This is a genomic window from Microbacterium sp. 05N427, assembly GCF_056397105.1.
In genome coordinates, this window is the sequence record NZ_JBFTMT010000030.1 from 1 (window position 1) to 22,335 (window position 22,335).

21 protein-coding genes are annotated in these 22,335 nt (G+C 67.7%); 10 read left to right on the plus strand and 11 right to left on the minus strand.

Features of this window, described 5'->3' with window-relative positions; genetic code table 11:
• Positions 1–147 precede the first annotated feature (147 nt).
• Complete coding sequence (locus AC1DG4_RS19035; protein WP_477376720.1) at positions 148–1,095, plus strand: histidine phosphatase family protein; 948 nt, start codon at positions 148–150, stop codon at positions 1,093–1,095.
• A gap of 126 nt (positions 1,096–1,221) precedes the next feature.
• Here the strand turns inward: AC1DG4_RS19035 and nrdF are convergent, their stop codons facing one another.
• Genes nrdF through nrdH form a run of 4 tightly spaced genes read right to left on the minus strand, consistent with a single transcriptional unit; the run spans position 1,222 to position 5,124 of the window.
• Complete coding sequence (nrdF, locus tag AC1DG4_RS19040; RefSeq protein WP_477376718.1) at positions 1,222–2,199, minus strand: class 1b ribonucleoside-diphosphate reductase subunit beta; 978 nt, start codon at positions 2,197–2,199, stop codon at positions 1,222–1,224.
• Positions 2,200–2,236: 37 nt separating this feature from the next.
• Complete coding sequence (gene nrdE / locus AC1DG4_RS19045) at positions 2,237–4,414, minus strand: class 1b ribonucleoside-diphosphate reductase subunit alpha (RefSeq protein ID WP_477421418.1); 2,178 nt, start codon at positions 4,412–4,414, stop codon at positions 2,237–2,239.
• A complete protein-coding gene (nrdI, locus tag AC1DG4_RS19050) occupies positions 4,396–4,833 on the minus strand; it encodes a class Ib ribonucleoside-diphosphate reductase assembly flavoprotein NrdI (protein ID WP_477376714.1) in 438 nt (145 codons plus the stop codon). The genes nrdE and nrdI overlap by 19 nt, the downstream gene beginning before the upstream one ends.
• Positions 4,834–4,890: 57 nt before the next feature.
• On the minus strand, positions 4,891–5,124 hold the full coding sequence (gene nrdH, locus AC1DG4_RS19055) for a glutaredoxin-like protein NrdH (protein WP_345187217.1): 234 nt from the start codon (positions 5,122–5,124) through the stop codon (positions 4,891–4,893).
• Between the two features lie 459 nt (positions 5,125–5,583).
• Here nrdH and AC1DG4_RS19060 point away from each other — a divergent pair, with 459 nt between their 5' ends.
• Both AC1DG4_RS19060 and AC1DG4_RS19065 read left to right on the plus strand, forming a co-directional pair.
• Positions 5,584–6,747, plus strand: coding sequence for an MFS transporter (locus AC1DG4_RS19060; RefSeq protein ID WP_477420224.1), 1,164 nt, complete (start codon positions 5,584–5,586; stop codon positions 6,745–6,747).
• Positions 6,748–6,964: 217 nt separating this feature from the next.
• A complete protein-coding gene (locus AC1DG4_RS19065) occupies positions 6,965–8,332 on the plus strand; it encodes an aspartate aminotransferase family protein (RefSeq protein ID WP_477376710.1) in 1,368 nt (455 codons plus the stop codon).
• 288 nt (positions 8,333–8,620) lie between these two features.
• Here the strand turns inward: AC1DG4_RS19065 and AC1DG4_RS19070 are convergent, their stop codons facing one another.
• From AC1DG4_RS19070 to AC1DG4_RS19090, 5 genes are all read right to left on the minus strand, one after another.
• Entirely contained in the window at positions 8,621–9,544 is a 924-nt protein-coding gene (locus AC1DG4_RS19070) for an ABC transporter permease (RefSeq protein WP_477420201.1), read from the minus strand.
• Positions 9,544–10,431, minus strand: coding sequence for an ABC transporter permease (locus tag AC1DG4_RS19075; RefSeq protein ID WP_477376707.1), 888 nt, complete (start codon positions 10,429–10,431; stop codon positions 9,544–9,546). Before AC1DG4_RS19075 ends, AC1DG4_RS19070 begins: the two co-directional genes overlap by 1 nt.
• Positions 10,424–11,596, minus strand: coding sequence for a polyamine ABC transporter substrate-binding protein (locus AC1DG4_RS19080; protein WP_477376705.1), 1,173 nt, complete (start codon positions 11,594–11,596; stop codon positions 10,424–10,426). The genes AC1DG4_RS19075 and AC1DG4_RS19080 overlap by 8 nt, the downstream gene beginning before the upstream one ends.
• Complete coding sequence (locus AC1DG4_RS19085) at positions 11,596–12,756, minus strand: ABC transporter ATP-binding protein (protein ID WP_477376703.1); 1,161 nt, start codon at positions 12,754–12,756, stop codon at positions 11,596–11,598. The genes AC1DG4_RS19080 and AC1DG4_RS19085 overlap by 1 nt, the downstream gene beginning before the upstream one ends.
• 157 nt (positions 12,757–12,913) lie before the next feature.
• Positions 12,914–13,186, minus strand: a complete 273-nt coding sequence (locus AC1DG4_RS19090) for a metal-sensitive transcriptional regulator (RefSeq protein WP_477376701.1) — start codon at positions 13,184–13,186, stop codon at positions 12,914–12,916.
• A 53-nt stretch (positions 13,187–13,239) separates the two neighbouring features.
• Between AC1DG4_RS19090 and AC1DG4_RS19095 the strand changes: the two genes are divergently transcribed.
• The 4 genes from AC1DG4_RS19095 (at position 13,240) to AC1DG4_RS19110 (ending at position 17,098) form a co-directional block, all read left to right on the plus strand.
• Positions 13,240–14,514 (plus strand): DUF445 domain-containing protein, encoded by a 1,275-nt coding sequence (locus AC1DG4_RS19095; protein ID WP_477376699.1) that lies wholly within the window; start codon positions 13,240–13,242, stop codon positions 14,512–14,514.
• 236 nt (positions 14,515–14,750) lie between these two features.
• Positions 14,751–15,572 carry an endonuclease domain-containing protein gene (locus AC1DG4_RS19100; RefSeq protein ID WP_477376697.1) on the plus strand — a complete coding sequence of 274 codons (822 nt, stop codon included), beginning with the start codon at positions 14,751–14,753 and terminating at the stop codon, positions 15,570–15,572.
• 241 nt (positions 15,573–15,813) lie between these two features.
• Complete coding sequence (locus AC1DG4_RS19105; protein ID WP_477376695.1) at positions 15,814–16,716, plus strand: arginase family protein; 903 nt, start codon at positions 15,814–15,816, stop codon at positions 16,714–16,716.
• 7 nt (positions 16,717–16,723) lie between these two features.
• Positions 16,724–17,098: a YrdB family protein gene (locus AC1DG4_RS19110; protein ID WP_477376693.1), complete on the plus strand. Its 375-nt coding sequence runs from the start codon at positions 16,724–16,726 to the stop codon at positions 17,096–17,098.
• 13 nt (positions 17,099–17,111) lie between these two features.
• On the opposite strand, the gene AC1DG4_RS19115 is transcribed toward AC1DG4_RS19110, so the two are convergent.
• Together AC1DG4_RS19115 and AC1DG4_RS19120 are read right to left on the minus strand one after the other, a co-directional pair.
• Positions 17,112–17,759: an NAD(P)H-binding protein gene (locus AC1DG4_RS19115; protein WP_477376691.1), complete on the minus strand. Its 648-nt coding sequence runs from the start codon at positions 17,757–17,759 to the stop codon at positions 17,112–17,114.
• A gap of 85 nt (positions 17,760–17,844) precedes the next feature.
• Entirely contained in the window at positions 17,845–18,840 is a 996-nt protein-coding gene (locus AC1DG4_RS19120; RefSeq protein WP_477376689.1) for a LacI family DNA-binding transcriptional regulator, read from the minus strand.
• A gap of 177 nt (positions 18,841–19,017) precedes the next feature.
• Here AC1DG4_RS19120 and AC1DG4_RS19125 point away from each other — a divergent pair, with 177 nt between their 5' ends.
• From AC1DG4_RS19125 to AC1DG4_RS19135, 3 genes are read left to right on the plus strand one after another with little or no spacing between them, the layout of a single operon-like run.
• Entirely contained in the window at positions 19,018–20,289 is a 1,272-nt protein-coding gene (locus AC1DG4_RS19125) for a sugar ABC transporter substrate-binding protein (RefSeq protein ID WP_477376687.1), read from the plus strand.
• A gap of 2 nt (positions 20,290–20,291) precedes the next feature.
• Positions 20,292–21,428: a carbohydrate ABC transporter permease gene (locus tag AC1DG4_RS19130; protein ID WP_477376685.1), complete on the plus strand. Its 1,137-nt coding sequence runs from the start codon at positions 20,292–20,294 to the stop codon at positions 21,426–21,428.
• Complete coding sequence (locus AC1DG4_RS19135) at positions 21,425–22,297, plus strand: carbohydrate ABC transporter permease (protein ID WP_477376684.1); 873 nt, start codon at positions 21,425–21,427, stop codon at positions 22,295–22,297. Before AC1DG4_RS19130 ends, AC1DG4_RS19135 begins: the two co-directional genes overlap by 4 nt.
• Positions 22,298–22,335 lie beyond the last annotated feature (38 nt).

Sequence of the window (22,335 nt, forward strand, 5' to 3'; positions counted from 1 at the left end):
CGCCATAGGGTGCGCTGACGGGGACGACTCCATGGGTAGAGTCACGCACTTGCGGTTGAATACCTTAGCGTGGCAGGTTTCTAGCTGCGGGCCCTGATCTTGATCACAGAGCCGTGATGGACACCCCGCAGATTGCGAGAACCACTCATGAGAAGAAGCGTCATCCGCGTCGCCGTGGTCACCGCGGCCGTCGTCGCGGCGACCACGCTCACCGGGCTGTCTGCCAACGCAGCCTCGACGGGCGACATCGTCAACGCAGGCAGCGACAAATCCGACAAGAAGGCGGTCGTCATCTATCTGACCCGTCACGGCCGCACCATCCTGAATCAGACCGACACCGTGCAGGGCTGGGCGGACTCGCCGCTGCTCGTCGGCACCCAGCCGGTGGCGACCGCCCCTGTCGCGAAGATCGACGAGGGTCGCCCGCTGGCGACCGCGGTCGGTGCGAGTCTCAACGCGGCGGTCGGCAGGTTCGATGCCGCGTACTCCGCAGACGGCAAGCGCCACTTCGAGACCGCGACCTACCTTCTGCAGGGCGCAGGCCAGGCCCGGCTCGCGGTCACCCAGGACTGGCGCCTGCGCGAGCTGAACTTCGGCCGCTATGAGGGCAAGGAGAACAAGGAGATGTGGTCGGCGGCGGTCGAACACCTCGGCTACACGATCGATCAGGACGCTGCGCCGACGGCCCCGGCCGATGCCACGGGGCAGAACGGCGGCTGGCAGACGATGCAGGGAATCGCCATTGCGCAGCAGGGCCTGTACGGCATGATGGCGGCCATCAAGGCAGTGGCCGATGCTCCGCAACTGGGCCTGCCCGCCGAGGACTGCACGGATGTGAACTCCCGGATGACCGCGGCGCTCGCAGAGATCGCCGCGAAGGCCAAGAAGAAGGGCAGCACGGTCCTCGTCGTCTCCAGCGGCATCTCGATCATGTGCTTCACGAATGGACCCGACATGCGCACGGTCGATGGAGGGATCCCCGGAATGCCTCCGGCAGGCGTCCCGAACCTCGGCGTGACCAAAGTCATCTACAAGGACGGCGGATTCACGATCGACGGCCCCGTAGGAAGCAAGGACTACTACCCCCAGCCCTGATCCGTCGGCACTGGCTCGCAGCCAGCCGACCGTCGAACTCCGGGCACGAAGAAGGCCTGGGCCTGCGGGAATCCGCAGGCCCAGGCCTCTCCTCAGCCCTTACAGGCCTCGGGTGAAATCAGCGACTCAGAAGGCCCAGTCCTCGTCCTCGGTGGCCTCGGCCTTGCCGATGACATAGGAGGATCCGGATCCCGAGAAGAAGTCGTGATTCTCGTCCGCGTTGGGCGAGAGGGCCGACAGGATCGCCGGGTTCACGTTCGTCACGGTCGCCGGGAACATCGCCTCGTAGCCGAGGTTCATGAGCGCCTTGTTCGCGTTGTAGTGCAGGAAGCGCTTGACGTCCTCGGTGAGGCCGACGCCGTCGTACAGATCCTGCGTGTACTGCACCTCGTTGTCATAGAGCTCGTAGAGCAGCGAGAACGTGTAGTCCTTCAGCTCGTCCTTCTTGGCCTGGTCGAGCGTCTCGAGGCCCCGCTGGTACTTGTAGCCGATGTAGTACCCGTGCACGGCCTCGTCGCGGATGATGAGGCGGATGAGGTCGGCCGTGTTGGTGAGCTTCGCCCGCGACGACCAGTGCATCGGCAGGTAGAACCCCGAGTAGAACAGGAAGCTCTCCAGCAGGGTCGAGGCGACCTTGCGCTTGAGCGGCTCATCCCCGCGGTAGAAGTCCATGACGATCTGAGCCTTCTTCTGAAGGTTCGGGTTCTCCACCGACCAGCGGAACGCCTCGTCGATCTCCTTCGTCGAGCACAGCGTCGAGAAGATCGAGGAGTAGCTCTTCGCGTGCACCGACTCCATGAACGCGATGTTCGTGTAGACGGCTTCCTCGTGCGGAGTGATCGCATCGGGGATGAGCGACACGGCGCCGACGGTGCCCTGGATCGTGTCCAGGAGGGTCAGGCCGGTGAACACGCGCATGGTGAGCGTCTGCTCCTCGGGGGTGAGCGTGTTCCACGACTGGATGTCGTTCGACAGCGGCACCTTCTCGGGCAGCCAGAAGTTATTCACCAGACGGTTCCAGACCTCGAGGTCCTTGTCGTCCTGGATGCGGTTCCAGTTGATCGCCTGCACACGGTCGACCAGCTTGAGGGGTTCGGAGGTCATTTCTTTCCTGTTTCGGTCGTTGAGCGAACGCAGAATCTCACAGCATGCAGCTGACGCACTCGGTCATGTCGGTCCCCTCGAGGGCCATCTGACGCAGACGGATGTAGTAGATCGTCTTGATGCCCTTGCGCCAGGCGTAGATCTGAGCCTTGTTGATGTCGCGTGTGGTGGCCGTGTCCTTGAAGAACAGCGTGAGCGACAGGCCCTGGTCCACGTGCTGCGTCGCCGCCGCGTACGTGTCGATGACCTTCTCGTAGCCGATCTCGTACGCGTCCTGGTAGTACTCCAGGTTGTCGTTCGTCATGAACGCCGCCGGGTAGTAGACGCGGCCGAGCTTGCCTTCCTTGCGGATCTCGATCTTCGACGCGATCGGGTGGATCGAGCTGGTCGAGTTGTTGATGTACGAGATGGATCCGGTCGGCGGCACGGCCTGCAGGTTCTGGTTGTAGATGCCGTGCTCCTGGATGGAGGCCTTCAGCTCGCGCCAGTCGTCCTGCGTCGGGATGTGCTGGCCGGCGAACAGCTCGACGACCTTCTCCGTCGCCGGCACCCACTCCTGATCGATGTACTTGTCGAAGAACTCACCCGACGCGTAGGTCGAGTCGGCGAAGCCGTCGAAGGCGACGCCGCGCTCGATCGCGAGGTTGTTCGACGCACGCAGCGCGTGGAACAGCACCGTGTAGAAGTAGATGTTCGTGAAGTCGATGCCCTCTTCGGAACCGTAGAAGACGCGCTCACGAGCGAGGTAGCCGTGCAGGTTCATCTGCCCCAGACCGATCGCGTGCGAGCGGTCGTTGCCGTCCTCGATCGAGCGCACCGAGCGGATGTGGCTCTGGTTGCTCACCGCGGTGAGCGCGCGGATCGCCGTCTCGACGGTCTGCCCGAGGTCGTCGGCGTCCATCGACAACGCGATGTTCATCGATCCGAGGTTGCRGGAGATGTCCTTGCCGATCTGCCCGTACGAGAGGTCCTCGTTGTAGGTCGTCGGCGTGTTCACCTGCAGGATCTCGCTGCACAGGTTCGACATGTTGATCCGGCCCTTGATCGGGTTGGCCTTGTTCACCGTGTCCTCGAACATGATGTACGGGTAGCCCGACTCGAACTGGATCTCGGCGAGGGTCTGGAAGAACTCGCGCGCGTTGATCTTGGTCTTCTTGATGCGCGGGTCGTCGACCATCTCGCGGTACTTCTCGGTGACCGAGACGTCGCCGAACGGCACGCCGTAGACGCGCTCGACGTCGTACGGGGAGAACAGGTACATGTCCTCGCCGTTCTTCGCCAGCTCGAACGTGATGTCCGGCACGACGACGCCCAGCGACAGCGTCTTGATGCGGATCTTCTCGTCGGCGTTCTCGCGCTTGGTGTCGAGGAACCGCATGATGTCGGGGTRGTGCGCGTTGAGGTACACCGCGCCGGCGCCCTGACGCGCGCCGAGCTGGTTCGCGTAAGAGAAGGAGTCTTCGAGGAGCTTCATCACGGGGATGATGCCCGAGGACTGGTTCTCGATCTGCTTGATCGGAGCGCCCGACTCGCGGATGTTCGAGAGCAGCAGCGCCACTCCTCCGCCGCGCTTGGACAGCTGCAGGGCGGAGTTGATGCCACGGGCGATCGACTCCATGTTGTCCTCGATGCGCAGCAGGAAGCAGCTGACGAGCTCGCCGCGCTGCGCCTTGCCGGCGTTGAGGAAGGTCGGGGTGGCGGGCTGGAAGCGGCCCGAGATGATCTCCTCGACGAGGTTCACGGCGAGATCCTCATCGCCGTCGGCCAGAGCGAGGGCGGTCATCACGACACGGTCCTCGAAGCGCTCCAGGTAGCGCTTGCCGTCGAAGGTCTTCAGCGTGTAGCTCGTGTAGTACTTGAACGCACCGAGGAAGGTCTCGAAACGGAACTTCTTCGAGTAGGCGAGGTCGTTGAGCTTCTGGATGAACTCGAACGAGTACGCCTCCAGCACGGCGCCCTCGTAGTACTCCTTCTCCACGAGGTAGTCCAGGCGCTCCTTGAGCGAGTGGAAGAACACCGTGTTCTGGTTCACGTGCTGCAGGAAGTACTCCCGCGCCGCGCGCTTGTCCGCATCGAACTGGATTTTGCCGTCCGCGTCGTACAGGTTCAGCATCGCGTTGAGGGCGTGATAATCGAGCCCCTCATACGCCGCGTTGACCTTGAACGCGATCTCGCTCTTCACCGGCGCTGAGTCCTTCAGTGCTGCTTCCACCATTGATCCAATCCGTCGGTCACCCGATCGACGTCGTCCTGTGTGCCGTAGATCTCGAGCCGGTACAAGTGGGGCACGTGGCACTTGCGGCTGATGATGTCACCGGCGGCGCAGAACGCGTCGCCGAAATTGGTGTTGCCTGCGGAGATCACTCCGCGGATGTGACGCCGGTTGCGCTCGTCGTTGAGGAACCGGATGACCTGCTTCGGTACGGCGCCCTTCTCGACGCCGCGCCCCTGCCCGCCGCCGTAGGTCGGCGTGACCAGGACGAACGGCTCATCGATGACAAGCGGATCCTCTGTGCTGTGCAGCGGGATCCGCCGTGCCGGAAGGCCCAGCTTCTCGACGAACCGGGCGGTGTTGCCCGAGATGCTCGAGAAGTAGACCAGCAGCGGCGCAGCGGTCGCGGTGGCGGCGTTCATGAGATCGCTCCTTGAGACACCGGTCGCTGAGCTTGTCGAAGAGCAGTGACCGCGGAGTTATGCCAGGCGAGCGGCGAGCTCGTCGATCTTGTCGGGACGGAAGCCCGACCAGTGACCCTCGTCGGTGACGACGACGGGCGCCTGCAGGTAGCCGAGCGACTTCACGTGCTCGAGCGCGGCAGCGTCTTCGGAGACGTCGTGGACCTCGTATTCGATGCCCTTCGCGTCGAGTGCGCGGTAGGTCGCGTTGCACTGCACGCAGGAGGGCTTGGTGTAGACCGTGATGGACATGTATTGCGCCTCTTCTTCCCCTCAGAACCCGGCTTTCGAGCAGGTGGCCCTGCCGGGAGTTCAATACTACATATAGGTGCGGACATTCGGGTCGACCACTAGGGCTAGTAGTTACAACCCTGTAGTTTTCCACCGTATTCCACCGATTCACCACAGGTTCTCCACGCCTTTGTCCACAGCCGGCGGCCATCGCGGAGCACCCCCGAACCGCGATTTCCCGCGGCTCCGAGAGGCCCCGTCCGGATCCCTCCACAGATCCGAGGCTAAGAGGGGCCACGGACATTCCTCAGCCTGTGGAAACCGCCCTCCGGCGTGTCGTCGGCGTGTCGTGTGCGCGCCCTCACGCCGCCGCGCCCGAGACCGCAGGAGACCCTGCTTCCGGGCACCCGCGACCTGTAGCGTTGATCCGTGGCCGGATCTGGATACAAGGAGCTTCTGCGCGTACCGGGCGTCGGACGGATCATCGCCGCGCAACTGACCGCGCGGTTCCCGAACGGCATGGCGAGCCTCGCCATCCTGCTGCATGTGCAGCATGCGACGGGCTCCTACGGCGCGGCGGGACTGGTGCTGGCCGCGTCCTCGATCGGGCAGGCCGTCTCCGGGCCCGTCACCAGCCGTTGGATGGGCCGCTGGGGCATGCGCCCCGTGCTGACCCTGACGCTCTCGATCTGTGTGCTGTCGTTCCTCGGCCTGGCCTTCTTCTCTTTCCTGCCGCTCGCCGGCTACGTGGTGCTCGGCCTGATCGCGGGGCTCTCCACCCCGCCGATCCAATCGGCCGCGCGCACCATCTACCCCAAGCTCGTGAACTCCTCGCAGCTCACGCCGCTGTTCTCCCTCGACGCGTCGCTGCAGGAGATCATCTGGATCGTGGCGCCCGTCGTCATCACGATCGTCTCGACGCAGGTCGGCACCGTGCAGGGCCTGCTGCTCGTCGCCGCCGTGCTCGTGGGCGGCGGCGCGTGGTTCATCCTCTCCCCCGAGGTCGGCCGGGTGCGCATCCCGCGCAGCCGCCGCGGGTTCGGCGCGGTCGTGCTGAAGCCTCCGGTGATGCTCGCCACCGTCGTCGGCTTCCTGCTCATCGGCGCCTGCGCGGCCGTCGAGGTGGGCGTGGTGAAGACCTTCGACCACGGGGGACTTTCCGCGGGGCTCGTGCTCGCCGTCTTCTCGGTGGGAAGCCTGGTCGGAGGCCTGGCCTCCGGCCGCGTGCCGATGGGTCCGTGGGCGATGGCCCGACGCCTGACGATCGTGACCGTCGGCCTCACCCTCACGATGCTGTCGCTCAACGTGTTCTGGCTCGGCGGCACGCTGCTCGCCGCCGGGATCGGGATCGCCCCCGCGCTCGCAGTGCTGTTCGCGATCACGTCGGCGAGCGTGAAGTTCTCCGAGACGGCCGAGGCGTTCGGCTGGGCGGGCACCGGACAGCTGATCGGCGCCGCCGCAGGGTCCGCGATCGCCGGCTTCCTCATCGACAGCATGCACAGCCCCACCGGCGCCTACCTCGCGGCCACGTGCTTCGCCGCTGTCGCCCTGATCGTCTCGGTGGTGTTCGTGCGGTCCTTCCCCGATCTGCGCGGTCGCGACGCCGCACCGATGCCGGACACCGAGGCCGTTCCGCTGCCCTGAGCGCTACCGCCCCAGCTCGACGACCTCGATCGGGCACCGTGCGACACCGGCGTCGGCGATCCGCCGGTCGCCGGTGAGCAGCACGCGTTCACGAGGCAAGCACCCTGCGACGAGCGCAAGGACCGCTTTCGCCGCCCACCTCGGAATCCGCAGAATTCGGGGATCCCAACCTTCGATATCTGTTGTCATTTCGGATTTCTAGTGACAAGATCGGAGCATGAGCGCCGATCTGCAACGGAAAGCACACGATCACCTCTGGATGCACTTCACCCGTCAGTCCACGATGGACCGCGGCGGGGTGCCGATCATCGTGCGAGGTGAGGGACACCACGTCTGGGACGACGCCGGCAAGCAGTACATCGACGGCCTCTCCGGCCTCTTCGTCGTCAACGCGGGTCACGGCCGCACCCGCCTCGCCGAGGCCGCCGCGAAGCAGGCCGCGCAGCTGGCGTTCTTTCCGCTGTGGTCCTACGCGCACCCCGCGGCGATCGAGCTCGCCGACCGCCTCGCCGGCTACGCCCCCGGCGACCTGAACCGCGTCTTCTTCACGAGCGGCGGCGGCGAGGCGGTCGAGACCGCCTTCAAGCTCGCCAAGCACTACTGGAAGCTGCGCGGCAAGCCCGCCAAGCACAAGGTCATCTCCCGCGCGATCGCCTATCACGGCACGACCCAGGGAGCGCTCGCGATCACCGGCATCCCCGCGATGAAGGCGATGTTCGAGCCGGTCACCCCCGGCGGTTTCCGGGTGCCGAACACGAACATCTACCGCGCCGCCGAGATGGGCGCGCCGACGGATCCCGAGGCGTTCGGCGTCTGGGCCGCCGACCGGATCGAGGAGATGATCCAGTTCGAGGGCCCTGACACGGTCGCCGCCGTCTTCCTCGAGCCGGTGCAGAACTCGGGAGGGTGCTTCCCGCCGCCTCCCGGCTACTTCCAGCGCGTGCGCGAGATCTGCGACCGCTACGACGTGCTGCTCGTCTCCGATGAGGTGATCTGCGCGTTCGGCCGGATCGGGCACATGTTCGCGTGCGACGCCTACGGCTACGTGCCCGACATCATCACGTGCGCCAAGGGCATCACGAGCGGCTACTCCCCCTTGGGCGCCGCGATCGTGAGCGATCGCATCTACGAGCCCTTCGCGCACGGCGACCTTTCGTTCCCGCACGGCTACACCTTCGGCGGGCACCCTGTCTCGGCCGCGGTGGCCCTGGAGAACTTGAACATCTTCGAGGAGGAGAAGCTCAACGAGCGCGTGCGCGAGAACTCGCCGCTGTTCCGCGCGGAGCTGGAGACCCTGCTCGACCTGCCGCTCGTCGGCGATGTGCGCGGCGACGGGTACTTCTTCGGGATCGAGCTGGTCAAGGACAAGACCACGCGTGAGACGTTCGACGACGACGAGTCGGAGCGCCTGCTGCGCGGCTTCCTCTCCGGAGCCCTCTACGACGCTGGCCTCTACTGCCGCGCCGACGACCGCGGCGACCCCGTGATCCAGCTCGCCCCGCCGCTCACCATCGGCCCGGCGGAGTTCCGTGAGATCACCGGGATCCTGCGCGGGGTGCTGAAGGAAGCAGAGTCGGTCCTGTAGGCACGGGGACGCGACACGGGGAGGGCGGATAGGGATCCGCCCTCCCCTTTCATCTGCACCCCCGCCGTCCTCGCCTACTCGTCTTCGGGAACCCCCAGCCGCGTTCCGCCGCCCGCTCCCGTCGCGATTGATGCCGCTCTGATCGGATCAGAGCGGCATCAATTGCGACGGGAGCGGGTGATATCGGCAGCTTTCGCGACCGGAGCGTCGCGACGGGAGCGTCGCGACAGCGGCGTCGGACCGGGGGCGTCGCGCCGGGCGTGCGGAAGGCGCGAGGAGCGAGCCGGCTCAGCCTCCCGCCATCGTCCGGGCGATGTCGGCGGCCGAATCGCCCGCCTTCTTCAGGACGAGCGCCACCAGCACGAGCGCGCCGAGCGTCAGCACGAGCATGATCGTGGACACCGCGGCGATCTCCGGGCGCAGTCCGCTGCGGAGGGCGCTCAGCACGTAGACCGGCCACGGCGTGGTGCCGGAGACCTGCACGAAGGCGGAGACGATCGTGTTGTCCAGGCCCAGGGTGAACGAGAGCAGGAAGCCCGCGAGCACGGCAGGCATCGCCAGCGGCAGCGTGACCTTGAAGAACGTCGTGAACGGCCGGGCGTAGAGATCGGCCGAAGCCTCCTCGAGCCGGGCGTCGAGGCCGACCAGGCGCGCGCGGACGATGTACGACACGATCGCGATCGAGAAGAGCGACTGCCCGATCACGAGGCGCACCGTGCCGTCGTTGAAGACCGAGAGCCCCAGATCCTGGCCGAGGAACACGACCCATGGCAGCAGCGCGACCGCGTCCACGATCTCGGGCGTGACGGAGATCAGCAGCAGCAGGCCGAGGAACCACGGCACCCACTTGCCGGGCGTGCGGGCCATCGCGATGCCGGCGAGCGTGCCGAGCGCGGTCGCGAGCACGGCGGCGATGAGACCGGTGCGCAGCGAGACCAGCACCGCATCGCGGACGGCCGGCTTGGTGACGATCGCGGCGAACGAGTCGAACCCGAAGTGGTCCCACGAGATCAGCAGCCGGCCGACGTTGAACGAGTACACGATCACGACGGCGATCGGCAGGAACAGGAAGACGAACACGAGGGTCGCCCACAGCGGCAGCAGCCAGCGGCTGACGTTGCGCGGGCCCTTGGCACGCTGCCCGGATCCGGCCCGGGTCGTGGACGGTGACGGATCCGCCTGCTCGGCGGGTCGTTCTGCGACGACGGTCATCATGCCTCCTCGAGCGTGAGCCGGTAGCTGCGGCGGATGGGGATCGTGGCGAGCCAGCCGATCGCAGCCGCGATGCCGATCGACAGAGCGATGGTGAGGATCAGCAGCACCGCCATCGCGGATCCCAGCGCCCAGTTCTGCGCGGTCTGGAACTGGCTGGCCACGATCTGCCCGACCATGTTGCCCTTGGCGCCGCCGAGCACGGTCGCCGTGATGTAGTCGCCCATGAGCGGGATGTAGACCAGCAGCACGCCTGCGATGATGCCGGGCTGCGCGAGCGGGATCGTGACCCGGAAGAACGTGCTCCAGCTACCGGCGCCCAGATCCTTGCTCGCCTCGCGCAGCGGTCCGCTCACCCGATCGAACGCCACGAAGAGCGGCAGGATCATGAGCGGCAGATAGTTGTAGACGACGCCGAGCAGCACCGCGCCGCGGGTGTTCAGGATGCCGAGCGGCCCGGGGATGACCCCGAGGAACTGCAGCGCGTGGGACAGCCAGCCCTCCGGGGCGAGGATGATCTGCCAGCCGATCGTGCGCACCAGGAAGTTGGTCCAGAACGGCACCATGACGAGCGCGAGGAACATTCCGCGCCGGCTCGGCGCGCACTTCACGGCGATCCAGTACGCCACCGGCGCCCCGATCACGAGACACAGCGCGGTGCCGGCGATGCCCACCCAGAGGGTGTTCTGGAACGTCGCGAAGAACGTCGGCGAGAGCGCCTCGACGTAGCGGTCGAAGGACAGTTTGTCGTTCGCGTTGGTCGCGAAGATGCTCGGCTTGTAGCCGAAGCTGTACCAGACGACGACCCCGATCGGGACGACGAAGAAGATGAGCAGCCACACCCAGGCGGGCAGAGCCAGGCCGAAGCGGATCCTGAGCTTACGCACCAGCGGCCGCCTTCGTCGCGTTCCAGATCGACACGATCCGCTCCTGCGCGCTCGTGAACTTCTGCTCGTGCATGGTCTTCACCTGCGCGTCGTCGAAGTACACCATGTCCAGACGCTCCAATCCGGCCTCGTCGGCCTTCTGCTGGGTGCCCTGCACGCCCGTGTCGTAGCCGATGTAGTCGACCTGGGCCAGCTGCACGTCGGGCGCGATGATGTAGTCGATGAAGGCGTGCGCGGCCTCGGGGTGCGGCGCGCCCTTCGCGATCGCCCAGTTGTCCATCCAGAGCTCGGTGACGGGAGCGCCGAGCACCCACTGCCAGCGTTCCGGATCCTTCGACGCCGCCATGCCGGTGCGCGCGTCGCCGCTGTAGGACTGCACGAGTGCGGCCGAGGCCTGCGGGATGATCTGGCCGCCGGGCGCGGAGTCGAAGGTGTTGATGTGCGGGGCGAGCTGCTTCGTGAGGAAGCTCTCGCAGGCGTCGAGGTGCTTCTTCTCCGTGGTGTTCCAGTCGATGCCGTGCGACCAGAAGTAGATGCCGCACAGGGGTGCGGGGTCGTCGAGCACCGCGGTCCTGCCCGACGCTTCTTTCTGCGCGGCGTCGACGAAGTCGGCCCAGCTCGTCAGCTCACGGCTGATGACGGTCTTGTCGTAGACGAAGCCCGTCGTTCCCCAGGCCTTGCAGATGGAGTACTCGTTCTTCGGGTCGAAGGACCTGTGGATGAAGTTCGGGTTCATCGTCGCGAAGTTCGGGATGAGGTCGAGGTTGATCTTCTCCAGCAGGCCGTTCTCCGCCATGGGCATGACGAACAACCCGCTCGGCACGACGATGTCGTAACCGGAGGTCCCCCGCGCCGCCACGAGCTTGGCGATGAGCTCCTCGTTCGAGTTGAACGCGTCGACGACGACCTTGGCCCCCGACTTCTTCGTGAAGGCGCTGAGGATCTGGGGATCGTCGTAGTCGCTCCAGGTGTAGATCGAGAGCCTGTCCTCGAGAGGTCCGCCGTGCGCCTCGGAGGCTGCGGACGCCTTCTGCGGCGCGCACGCCGTGAACAGCACCGCGCCGGATGCGGCGAGCGCGGTGGCGAGGAAGCCGCGCCGGGTGAGCTCGGAGCGGATCTTCCGGGCGGATGCGCCGTTCGCGAGCACGCGGACCGGAGGCGCCATCAGGCCGCTTCCTTGGGCAGGGCGATCACGTGCGTGGCCGACTCGGGGATGCCGTCGCCGGCGAAGATCCGCACGTCGGACGGGCTCCACGTGCAGCGCACGGCGTCGCCGACCGCGACGGCGGGGGCGCCTGGCGCGGGGATCCGCACCAGGAACGCCTGCTCGCGTCCGACCTCGACCGCGACCTGCAACGTCTCGCCGAGATGCGAGACGCCGAGCACGGTGCCGTCGATCCCGGGCCCCTCGGCCGCGCCCGCCGTGGCGAGCCGCACGAACTCGGGTCGGATCGCGGCGACGACGGCGGATCCCGGAGCGGTCTGCTCGCCGCCCCAGCGGCCGTGCACGGTTCCCGCGTAGGTCTCGGCCGCGTCGCTGCCGAGCGCCGTCCCGTGCAGGAAGTTCTGCTGGCCGATGAAGGAGGCGACGTAGGCCGAGGCCGGCTCGGCGTAGATGTCGGCCGGCGCGGCGAGCTGCTCGATCCGCCCGGCGCGCATGACAGCGATCCGGTCGCTCATCGACAGAGCCTCGGCCTGATCGTGCGTCACGAACACGAAGGTCGTCCCGAGCCGCGCCTGCAGCAGCTTCAGCTCGAGCTGCATCTCCTCGCGCAGCTGTCGGTCAAGGGCCGCCAGCGGCTCGTCCAGCAACAGCACGGACGGGCGATTGATCAGGGCCCGAGACAGCGCGATGCGCTGCTGCTGACCGCCGCTGAGCTGCGTGGGCTTGCGGTCCGCGAAGCGGCGCAACTGCACCATGTCGAGGGCAGCGGCGACGCGCTCGCGCTGCTCGGCCTTGGGCACCTTGCGCTGCTGCAGACCGTACGCGACGTTCTCGGCGACGGTCATATGCGGGAACAGCGCGTACGCCTGGAAGACCGTGTTGACCTCGCGCTTGTGCGGCGGGAGTCCCAGTACGCTCCGGCCGCTCAGCCGGATGTCGCCCTCGTCGGGGTGCTCGAAGCCGGCGATCATGCGCAGCGTCGTGGTCTTCCCGCACCCGGAGGGGCCGAGGAGGGAGAGGAACTCCCCCGGTCGGATCGACAACGACAGCCGGTCGACGGCGGTCGCCTCACCGTAGAACTTGGTGACCCCAGAGATCTCGACACCGCCGGTGGGCGTGTCGATCGTGCTCTGAGCAGGTACGGACAATGGACCGCTCATGAAACCTCCACAGTGAGTTCTTCGCTGCGGAGATTCTGACACAGGATCCGCCCTCAGTACAGAGGAAAACGTAGGTTGATCGGATTCCTACGACGATATTCGTTGTTGAGCGCTCAAATATCAACGAATCTGAAGGCGTTCCGATCCGAGGTGAACCCTACTTCCCCTGGAAGTCGAACGCCTTCAGCAGCTCCTCGATGGCCTGCTCTCGCGGCTCTCCGCCTTCGTCGAACATGTGCGCGACGTGCGTGCGCAGGTGGTTCTCCAGCAGCAGCTTGTTGAGGGATTCGAGGGAGCGCTGGATCGCGCGGGACTGCGTGATGATGTCCATGCAGTACTCCTCGTTCTCGATCATCTTCGCGACGCCGCGGAGCTGTCCCTCGAGGATGCTGGTGCGGTGCAGGGCGCGCTTCTTGATGTCTTCGATCACGAGGTAGAGAGTACCGCCCGCCTCACGGGACGGGGCTCTGCAAGGATGGGCGCATGGCTCGCGCCCGTGAAGCACTGCTGTCCCCGGCGGATCTGGAGCGCCTGCGCGCGCTCCGGCGAATGAAGGCCGTCGCCCTCGCCGCGCTCGGGGTCATGGCCGTCGCGTTCGTGGTGGCGTTCTGGCTGCAGGCCCGCTATCCGTGGCTCGAGTACGTGCGCGCCGCCGCAGAGGGCGGCATGGTGGGCGCCCTGGCCGACTGGTTCGCGGTGACGGCCCTGTTCCGCCGTCCGCTCGGACTGCCGATCCCGCACACGGCGATCATCCCCAACCGCAAGGACGAGATCGGGCGCACGCTCGGCGAGTTCGTCGAGACCAACTTCCTCTCCGCCGAGGTCGTACGCACGAAGCTGTCCGAGACGTCGATCGCCGCACGGCTCGGATCCTGGCTGCGCACGCCCGCTCATGCGGAACGGGTCGCGAGCGAGGGATCCACGATCGCTGCCGCCGTGCTGCGCGCCCTCAGCGACGACGACGTGCAGAGCGTGATCGCCGAACTCGCACGCGAGCACCTGGTGGACCCGGAATGGGGAACGCCCGCGGGCACGTGGCTGCAGCGCATCGTGGAGGCGGACGCCCATCGCGGTGCCGTGGATCTCGCCGTCGACAGCATCGCGACCTGGCTGGACGGCAACGCCGCCGCGTTCCGGGGACTGCTCTCGCGCCGGCTGCCCGGATGGGTGCCGCGGCTCGCGCATCGCTTCGTGGACGAGGCCGCCTACAACGAGGCGGTGCGGTTCGTGCGGGCCGTGCAGGCGGACCCGCGCCACCCGGCCCGCCTCGCCCTGGACGGCTACCTCGCGCGACTGGCGGAGAACCTGCAGCACGATCCCGGCACGCGATCACGCCTGGAGAACGCGAAGGCGGCCCTGTTCGACAGCCCGCGCGTGGGCGCGCTGGCCGCCGAGGCCTGGAACGCCGCGAAGACGGGCCTGCTGTCGGCGCTCGCGGATCCGCAGAGCGGCCTGCGTCGCCGCGCCGCCGTGGCGATCGGAGAACTCGGAGATCGCCTGGCCACGGAGGATCCTCTGCAGCAGCGCGTGGACGGCTGGCTGACCGACGCCGCCGTGTTCCTCGTCGACCGCTACCGGCACGACATCGCCTCGATCATCACCGACACCGTGGAGCGGTGGGATCCCGCCGAGACCACGGAGAAGATCGAGCTCATGGTCGGCCGCGACCTGCAGTACATCCGCCTGAACGGCACGGTCGTCGGAGCGCTCGCGGGCCTCGCCATCTTCGCGGTCGCGCATGCGGTGATCCCCGCATAGGCGCGGCCCGTCGGCCCTCTGGCGGGGTGGCTCGCTGGCGGGGTGGCTCGCTGGCGGCGATTTGCACACGATGACGCGATCAGCACGCGGATCCGGCGATTCTGTGTGCTGATCGTCGCAGAGTGTGCGAATCGTCGCGCCGGTCGTCATCCTCCACAGCACTGAGCTGATGCGAACAGTGCACGGGTTCAGGGACCAACGATCGGCGGTGCTTCGGGATCCGGCACGCTGTCGGCATGCTCTCCTTGGTCGACACCATCCGACGCCGAGGTGGGATCGCGCGCGGCGCGGACCTGCAGCGGCTGGGCTTCACTCGGTCGGCGGTCGCTCGCGCCGCGCGGCGAGGCGCGATCGACCGTCTGCGCGACGGCGTCTTCGCCGTGGGGCCTGTCGATGCCGACGTCCGCGCAGCCGTCGCGCATGGCGGCGCACTCGCCTGCGCGAGCGTGCTGAAGGCGCGAGGGATCTGGGTGCTGCCTGACGTCACGGCACCGCACGTCTGGCTGGGCGCGGGGCGGCATGGTCTGACGCATCCACATTGCGCCTGTGTGCCGCACTACTACCGCGGGACCCCGCCTCTCGGTCGGACCGACCTCGGAACGGCGCTCCTTCACCTGCGGCTCTGCGCGGGAGACGAGGCGTTCTTCGCCGCGTACGAGTCGGCCTGGCGAAAGGGGCTGCTGCCCATCGCGATACGCCGACGGATCCGCGAAGCCCTGCCCGCCTCCGCGCACTGGCTCGTCGACCTTGCCCGACGCGACGCGGACAGCGGGCTGGAATCGTTGCTTCGGCTGAGGTTGCACGCGATCGGGCTGCAGCTCGAGTGCCAGGTGCGCGTCGACGGAGTGGGCAAGGTCGATTTCACCATCGGCCGACTCATCATCGAGGTCGACGGCAAGGAGAACCACGCGAGTCCGACCAAGCGGCACAAGGACCTCGTGCGCGACGCCGCCGCCGCCCGCCACGGGTACCGCACCCTCCGATTCGACTACGCGCAGGTCGTGCACGACTGGCCATCCGTGCAGGCGGCCATCCTCGCCGCGATCCGTGGGATGTGACAATGCGCACACCACGACACGCGCTGCACACGGATCCGGAGTTTCCGAGTGCAGATCGTCGCATGATGTGCGGATCGTCGCGGCGAAGGCGGAGGCGAAGACGGCCGCGGCGGGGGCTGAAAGAGCGCCGGACAGATGTCTCGTGTGTCAGACAACGACCGCGGTGGCATCCCTCCGTGGAGCGCACGCCGTGGCACGCTGTTCAACGGATGCCGATCGCGCCTCCGGGAAGGGACTCCTCATGGCACTCTCGCACGATCCCCTCTGGCCCCGTGGCGGCGACTGGCCCGCCCTCGACGCTCCCGCGGACGCGGTCCTGCTCGGCGTGCCGACCTGGCGCACATCGCTGTCCCCCACCGGTGCGCATGCGACGCCGGCGGCGATCCGCGATGCTCTGCGCCGATACAGCCCGGCCCTGATGGGCCCGCCCGCGATCGACCTGAACGAGGCGCTCCGCATCGCCGACGCGGGAGACGTGCACGAACCCGACGGCGACGAGGGCATCGCCCGTACGATCGCCCGCGTCTCCGAGCTCGCCGCGGCGTCCCGGCTCGTTATCGCGCTCGGCGGCGACAACTCGCTCACCTACCCCGTCGCGCTCGGAGCGGGCGCAGACGGCCTCATCACGATCGACGCGCACTTCGACCTGCGCGACGGGGTTTCGAACGGCTCCCCGGTGCGCCGGCTCGTCGAGGACGCCCCGGAGGGATCCGCGATCGATCCGCGCCGGATCGTGCAGATCGGCATTGCGGACTTCGCGAACTCCGCCGCCTACGCGCAGCGCGCGGCCGACTGGGGCATCCGCGTCATCACCCCGGACGAGGTGCGCCGGCGCGGCATCGAGGACGTGGTCGCGGAGGCGGTCGAGATCGCCGGGGCCGGAGACGCCTCCCGGGTGCACCTCGACATCGACGTGGACGCCTGCGATCGTGCCGCGACCCCGGGATGCCCGGCGAGCGTGCCCGGCGGGTTCGCGGCGTGGGAGCTGCGCGCGCTCGTACGCGGCATCGCCGGCGACCCCCGCGTGGTCAGCGCCGACATCGCCGAGGTGGACGCGACGGCCGACGACGAGGATGCACGCACCGTGCGCCTCGCGGCGCTCTGCGTGCTGGAACTGCTCGCCGCGCTGGCGGGCCGAGACTGATCCGCGCATGAGCGACCGTCCAGAACGCGACCCGTTCCTCGAGGGCGGCCCCGCCCTGCGCGTCGCTCTGGGGCTGAGGTTCCTGATCGAGCTCGCGCTGCTGGCGGGCGCCGCGACCGCCACGGTGCGGCTCGTTCCCGGCTGGCCCGGCTGGGTGGCGGCCGTCGTGGCGGTCGTCGTGCTCGCGATCGTCTGGGGCCTGCTGCTGTCACCGAAGGCGCGCTTCGACATCCGCACGGTGGGAAGGCTGTGCCTGGAGGCGCTGCTCTTCGGCGGGGTCGGCGCTGCACTCTGGGCGAGCGGGCTCGGCGTCGCGGGCGTGGCCCTGTTCGCCGTCTGGGCGCTGGACCGGATCGCCCTCGCCGCGCTCAACCGAAGCTGAGCATGGTGCGCTCTCAGAGCGCGCGCAGCGCCTGGTCGATCGGCCGCTCCCCCTCGTTGAAGCGGATCGTGCGACGGATGGTCGCCGGCTCGAGGAGCGTCTGCGCGATCACGTGCGCGACATCGGCGCGCGAGACTTTGCCCGAGGTCTCCGACGTCGCGTCGATCCGCCCCGTCGGCTCCTCGAGCGTCAATCGGCTGGGTCCGAGCACGGTCCAGTTGAGCGCGGTCGCGCGCAGGTGCTCGTCGGCGGCGGCCTTCGCCTCGGCGTAGGCGTAGAAGGAATCCGACGCGGGGATCCCGTGCGCGGGCGAGGACCCGAAGTACGAAACCATCACGTACCGGCGGACGCCGGCGTCGGCCGCCGCGTCCATGGACCGGGCAGCGGCGTCGAAGTCGACAGCCCTGGTGCGCTCCGCGGATCCGCCTCCTGCCCCCGCCGACCACACGACGGCATCGTGCCCGGCGATCAGGGTCGCCATCGCCTCCTGCGATGCGGACTCGGCATCGAAGACGACGGGATCCGCGCCGGTCGCGCGCACGTCGTCGATCTGCCCGGCGTCACGGATCACCGCGGTCACCAGGTCGCCGCGCGCCGTGAGGAGGGGTTCGAGGAGGAGTGCCACCTTGCCGTGGCCGCCGAAGATCAGGATCCTTGCCATGCCTCAACGCTATGCCGGATTCTGCGGCCACGGGCGACGGATCCGGATCCGCTCCCCGCCCGCGGCCGCGGCCGCGGCGCCCCGCCTACCGGACGACGAGGCGCGGCTCGATCAGCGCGTGCGCCGTGCCCGCCCGCACGTCCCGCGGAGTCACGGCCTCGCCGGTCGGCCCCATGAGCAGCTCCAGCGTCGCCGCCGCGACATCCTCGGGGCGCTGCTCCACGCTGGAGAAACCGAGTGCCTCCGCCGTCGGCGTGTTGTCGAAGCCGATCACCGGCACCCTCGCGGATCCTCCCGACTGCGCGAGGAGCGCTCCGATCGCCAGAGAGTCGCTCGCACAGACGATCGCATCCACGTCTGCATGGTCACTCGCCACGACGGCCCTCGCCCTCGCGACGTCCTCCTCCGTGGTCCACCGCGGACCCACGGCTCCGGCCGCGGCCATCGCCTCACGCCAGCCGCGTTCGCGGTCGTCACCGGTGCCCGACCCCGAAGGCCAGCCGAGGAACGCGACGCGGGGGCCGAATCCCAGCGCGTGCACCGTGGCCGCCCTCGTGCCGGCTGCGCCGTCCACATCGACCCACAGGTGCTCGGGAGCCGCCAGATCGTCGTCGCCCCAGGGCCGGCCGAACGCGACGAAGGGCAGCCGTACCTCGCCCAGCCAGCGCGTGCGCGGGTCGCCGTGGAACGTGCCGGTGATGATCGCGGCATCGATCTCGGACCCCTCCCAGAGCTCGGCGAGCCGGGCGATCTCGTCGCCGGCCGTGCGAGCGGCGTAGACGAGCATGCGCATTCCGCGCTCGCTCGCGCGCTCGGTGAGCGCGTGCACGAACCGATCCAGCACGACGCCGGAGACGCCGCCCACGTAGGGATCCAGATGGATGCCGATCGTCGAACTGCGGCGGGTGCGCAGCTGACGGGCCGCCGCATGCCGCCGGTAGCCGAGCTCGACGATCGCCTGCTGCACGCGCTCGCGCGTGGCGGGCTTCACGATGGTGGGCGTGTTCAGCACGTTCGACACGGTCTGCCGGGACACTCCGGCGCGCAGCGCCACGTCCTCGACGGTCGGCGTCCTGACCATGTCTCTCCCTCCGCGGATCCGGTGCAGGATCCGGGACCACCTTCCCACCTTGACACCCCGGGCTCCTGCCGCCTAGCGTATTCGACACAGAGTTTGATCGTTCAAATTCTTGGGACGACGTCCTGCCGTCACCGACAGGAACACATCATCACGGATGCTCATCAAGGGAGAAGAGACATGACACGGCACAGCACACGCGCCGCAATCGGGGCTGGGGCCCTCGTCCTCGCAGGCACGATCGCACTCACCGGATGCGGTTCGGGATTCTCCGGCGGCGACGCCGGCAGCACCGGCGGCACCGGATCCGCGAAGCTCACATCGTCCGACAAGCCGCTGAACATCCTGATCGGATCGTCCGGCGATGCCGAGACCAAGGCCGTCAACGACGCCGTCTCGGCATGGTCCAAGACCTCGGGCGTCAAGGCGACCGTGACCGCGGCGAGCGACCTCAACCAGCAGCTCTCGCAGGGCTTCGCGTCCGGCTCCCCCGCCGACGTGTTCTACCAGTCCACGGACGCCCTCGCGGGGTACGCGTCGAACGGATCGCTCCTCGCGTACGGCGATCTGCTCAAGAACAAGGACGACTTCTACCCGAGCCTGCTCACGTCCTTCACCTACGACGGCAAGCTCTACTGCGCGCCCAAGGACTTCTCCACGCTGCAGCTGGTCATCAACACCGACCTGTGGGCCAAGGCCGGACTCACTGACGCCGACGTCCCGAAGACCTGGGACGAACTCGCCGCCGTCTCCAAGAAGCTCACCGCTGACGGCCACGTGGGCCTCTCGATGAGCGGCGAGTACGCCCGCGTCGGCGCGTTCATGGTCGCCGCCGGCGGCGGCCTCATGAACGCCGACTCGACCAAGGCCACCGCCGACGCCGACGGCAACGTGAAGGCGCTCGACTACCTCAAGGGCCTGCTGGACGACGGCTCAATGAAGTTCGCCGCCGATCTCGGCGCCGGCTGGGGCGGCGAGGCGCTCGGCACCCAGAAGGCCGCGATGGTCGTGGAGGGCAACTGGATCACCGGCGCCATGACCAGCGACTACCCGACCGTGCAGTACAAGGCGGTCGAGCTGCCCGCCGGGCCCGACGGCAAGAAGGGCACGCTGCAGTTCACGAACTGCTGGGGCATCTCCGCCGACAGCAAGAACCAGAAGGCCGCTCTCGACCTCGTCGAGCACCTGACCAGCGCCGACAGCCAGCTCGCCTTCTCGAAGGCGTTCGGCCCGATGCCGTCCATCAAGTCGGCCGCGGACCAGTGGAAGAAGGACAACGCTCCCCTCGTGCCGTTCCTCAACGGCGCGGAGTACGCGCTCAGCGTGCCGACCGCCAAGGGCGCCGGTGATGTCATCACCGACTTCAACGGCAAACTCGGCACCCTGGCGAAGAGCGATCCGAAGACGATCCTCGACGCCACGCAGAAGAACCTCGAAGCCTTGCTGAAGTAGTCATGACCTCCTCCACTGAACGGTCTCACCGGCGGCCGTCCCCTTCGGGCCTGCAGCGCAGTGAGACCGTGTCGGGGTGGTTGTTCACCGCCCCCATGCTGGTCCTTCTCGGCCTGTTCCTGGTCGTCCCCGTCCTCATGGCGCTCTGGGTGAGCGTCAGCGACTGGGGCGGCCGAGGCTCGCCCTTCTCCGGCGGCGTCTCGTTCGTCGGCCTGAAGAACTACGCCGCGCTGCTGCTCGGCGGCGGCCTCGCCGAGGCCGACTTCGGCATCAGCCTGAAGAACAATGCCTGGTACGTGCTCCTCGTGGTCCCCAGCCAGACCGCGCTGAGCCTGTTCCTCGCCGTGCTCGTGAACCGGCAGATCCTCAAGGGCCGGGGCTTCTTCCGCACCGCCTTCTACTTCCCTTCGGTGACCAGCTCCGTGGCGATCACCGTGCTGTTCCTCTTCCTGTTCTCCACGACCGGCGCGGTGAACGCGGCGCTCGGCTGGCTCGGGATCACCGGGCCGAACTGGCTCAACGACCCTTCCGGGATCCTGCACTTCGGCGCCGCAAGCGGCCCTGCGGCGCTCACTCAGAACAGCTTCCTCGGCGTCTCGTTCTGGGACTGGATCGGCGGTCCCAGCGTCGCGATGTGCGTCTACATCTTCATGGCCGTCTTCACGACGAGCGGCACGTTCATGCTGCTCTTCCTCGCGGCGCTGCAGAACATCTCGGGCGATGTGCAGGAGGCCGGGATGATGGATGGCGCGAACGGCTGGCAGCGCTTCTGGCGGATCACCCTGCCGCAGCTGCGCCCGACGCTCTTCACGGTGCTCACGCTCGGCCTCATCGGCTGCTGGCAGGTGTTCGACCAGATCTACACGGGCACCAGGGGCCAGCCCGCCAAGACCACCATCACGCCCGCGTATCAGTCGTACCAGGCCTCGTTCCTCAACCAGGAGTGGGGTCAGGGCGCCGCGATCGCGTTCATCCTCTTCGTGATCATCATGGTGTTCACGCTCATCCAGCGCGCAGTGCTGCGCGAACGGAAGGTCTCCCGACGCCGTAATCAGCCGTATCTGGAGGCCGCAGAGCGCGCCGCCACCCGACTCGACGCCGACCGCGCGACGGTCCAGACCGAGAGGGGCTCACGATGAGCGCCACTGCAGTCCTCACTCCACGACGCCGGCGCGGGGACACCGCGCGGATCCTCACGACGTCGATCTTCTACGCACTGCTCATCGCGCTCGCGCTGGTGTACATCTACCCGTTCCTGATCCAGGTCACCACGAGCTTCAAGACGGATCCGGATGCCGCGACGAACCCGCTCGCACTGGTGCCGCAGACGTTCACGACCGAGGCCTACACCCAGCTCTTCCTGCAGAGCGACTTCCCCACGTGGTTCAAGAACTCGGTGATCGTGACGATCGTGGTCACGGCGGGGAGGGTCTTCTTCAACTCGCTGGCGGGCTACGCGCTCGCGCGTCTCCGCTTCCGCGGGCGCAATGTCGTGTTCGCCGGCCTCATCGCCGTGATGAGCGTGCCTGCGGTGGTGCTGCTGATTCCGAAGTTCCTGGTGATCAATAGCCTCGGCATGTACGACTCGTACGCGGGGATGATCCTGCCGCTCCTGGTCGATGCCGCGGGCGTCTTCATCATGAAGAACTTCTTCGAGTCGATCCCCGTGTCGGTCGAAGAGCAGGCGCGGATCGATGGAGCGGGCACCTTCCGGGTGTTCTGGTCGATCGTGCTGCCGATGGCGCGGCCGGCGCTGATCACGATCGTGATCCTGTCGTTCCAGGGATCCTGGAACGAGCTGGCGCACTTCATCGTGTCCACCCAGTCGCCCGAGCTCACCACCCTCACCAAGGGCGTCGCGCAGCTCGCGAACGGACAGCTCAGCCAGGGCCGTCAGTACCCGCTCAAACTCGCCGCGGCGATCATCATGACGATCCCGGTGGCCGTGATGTTCTTCCTCTTCCAGAAGCGCATCATGAACTCCAGCGACGGGGCGGTGAAGGAATGACCGCCGATGACCACGGCGGCGCGGGCGCGGACTTCATG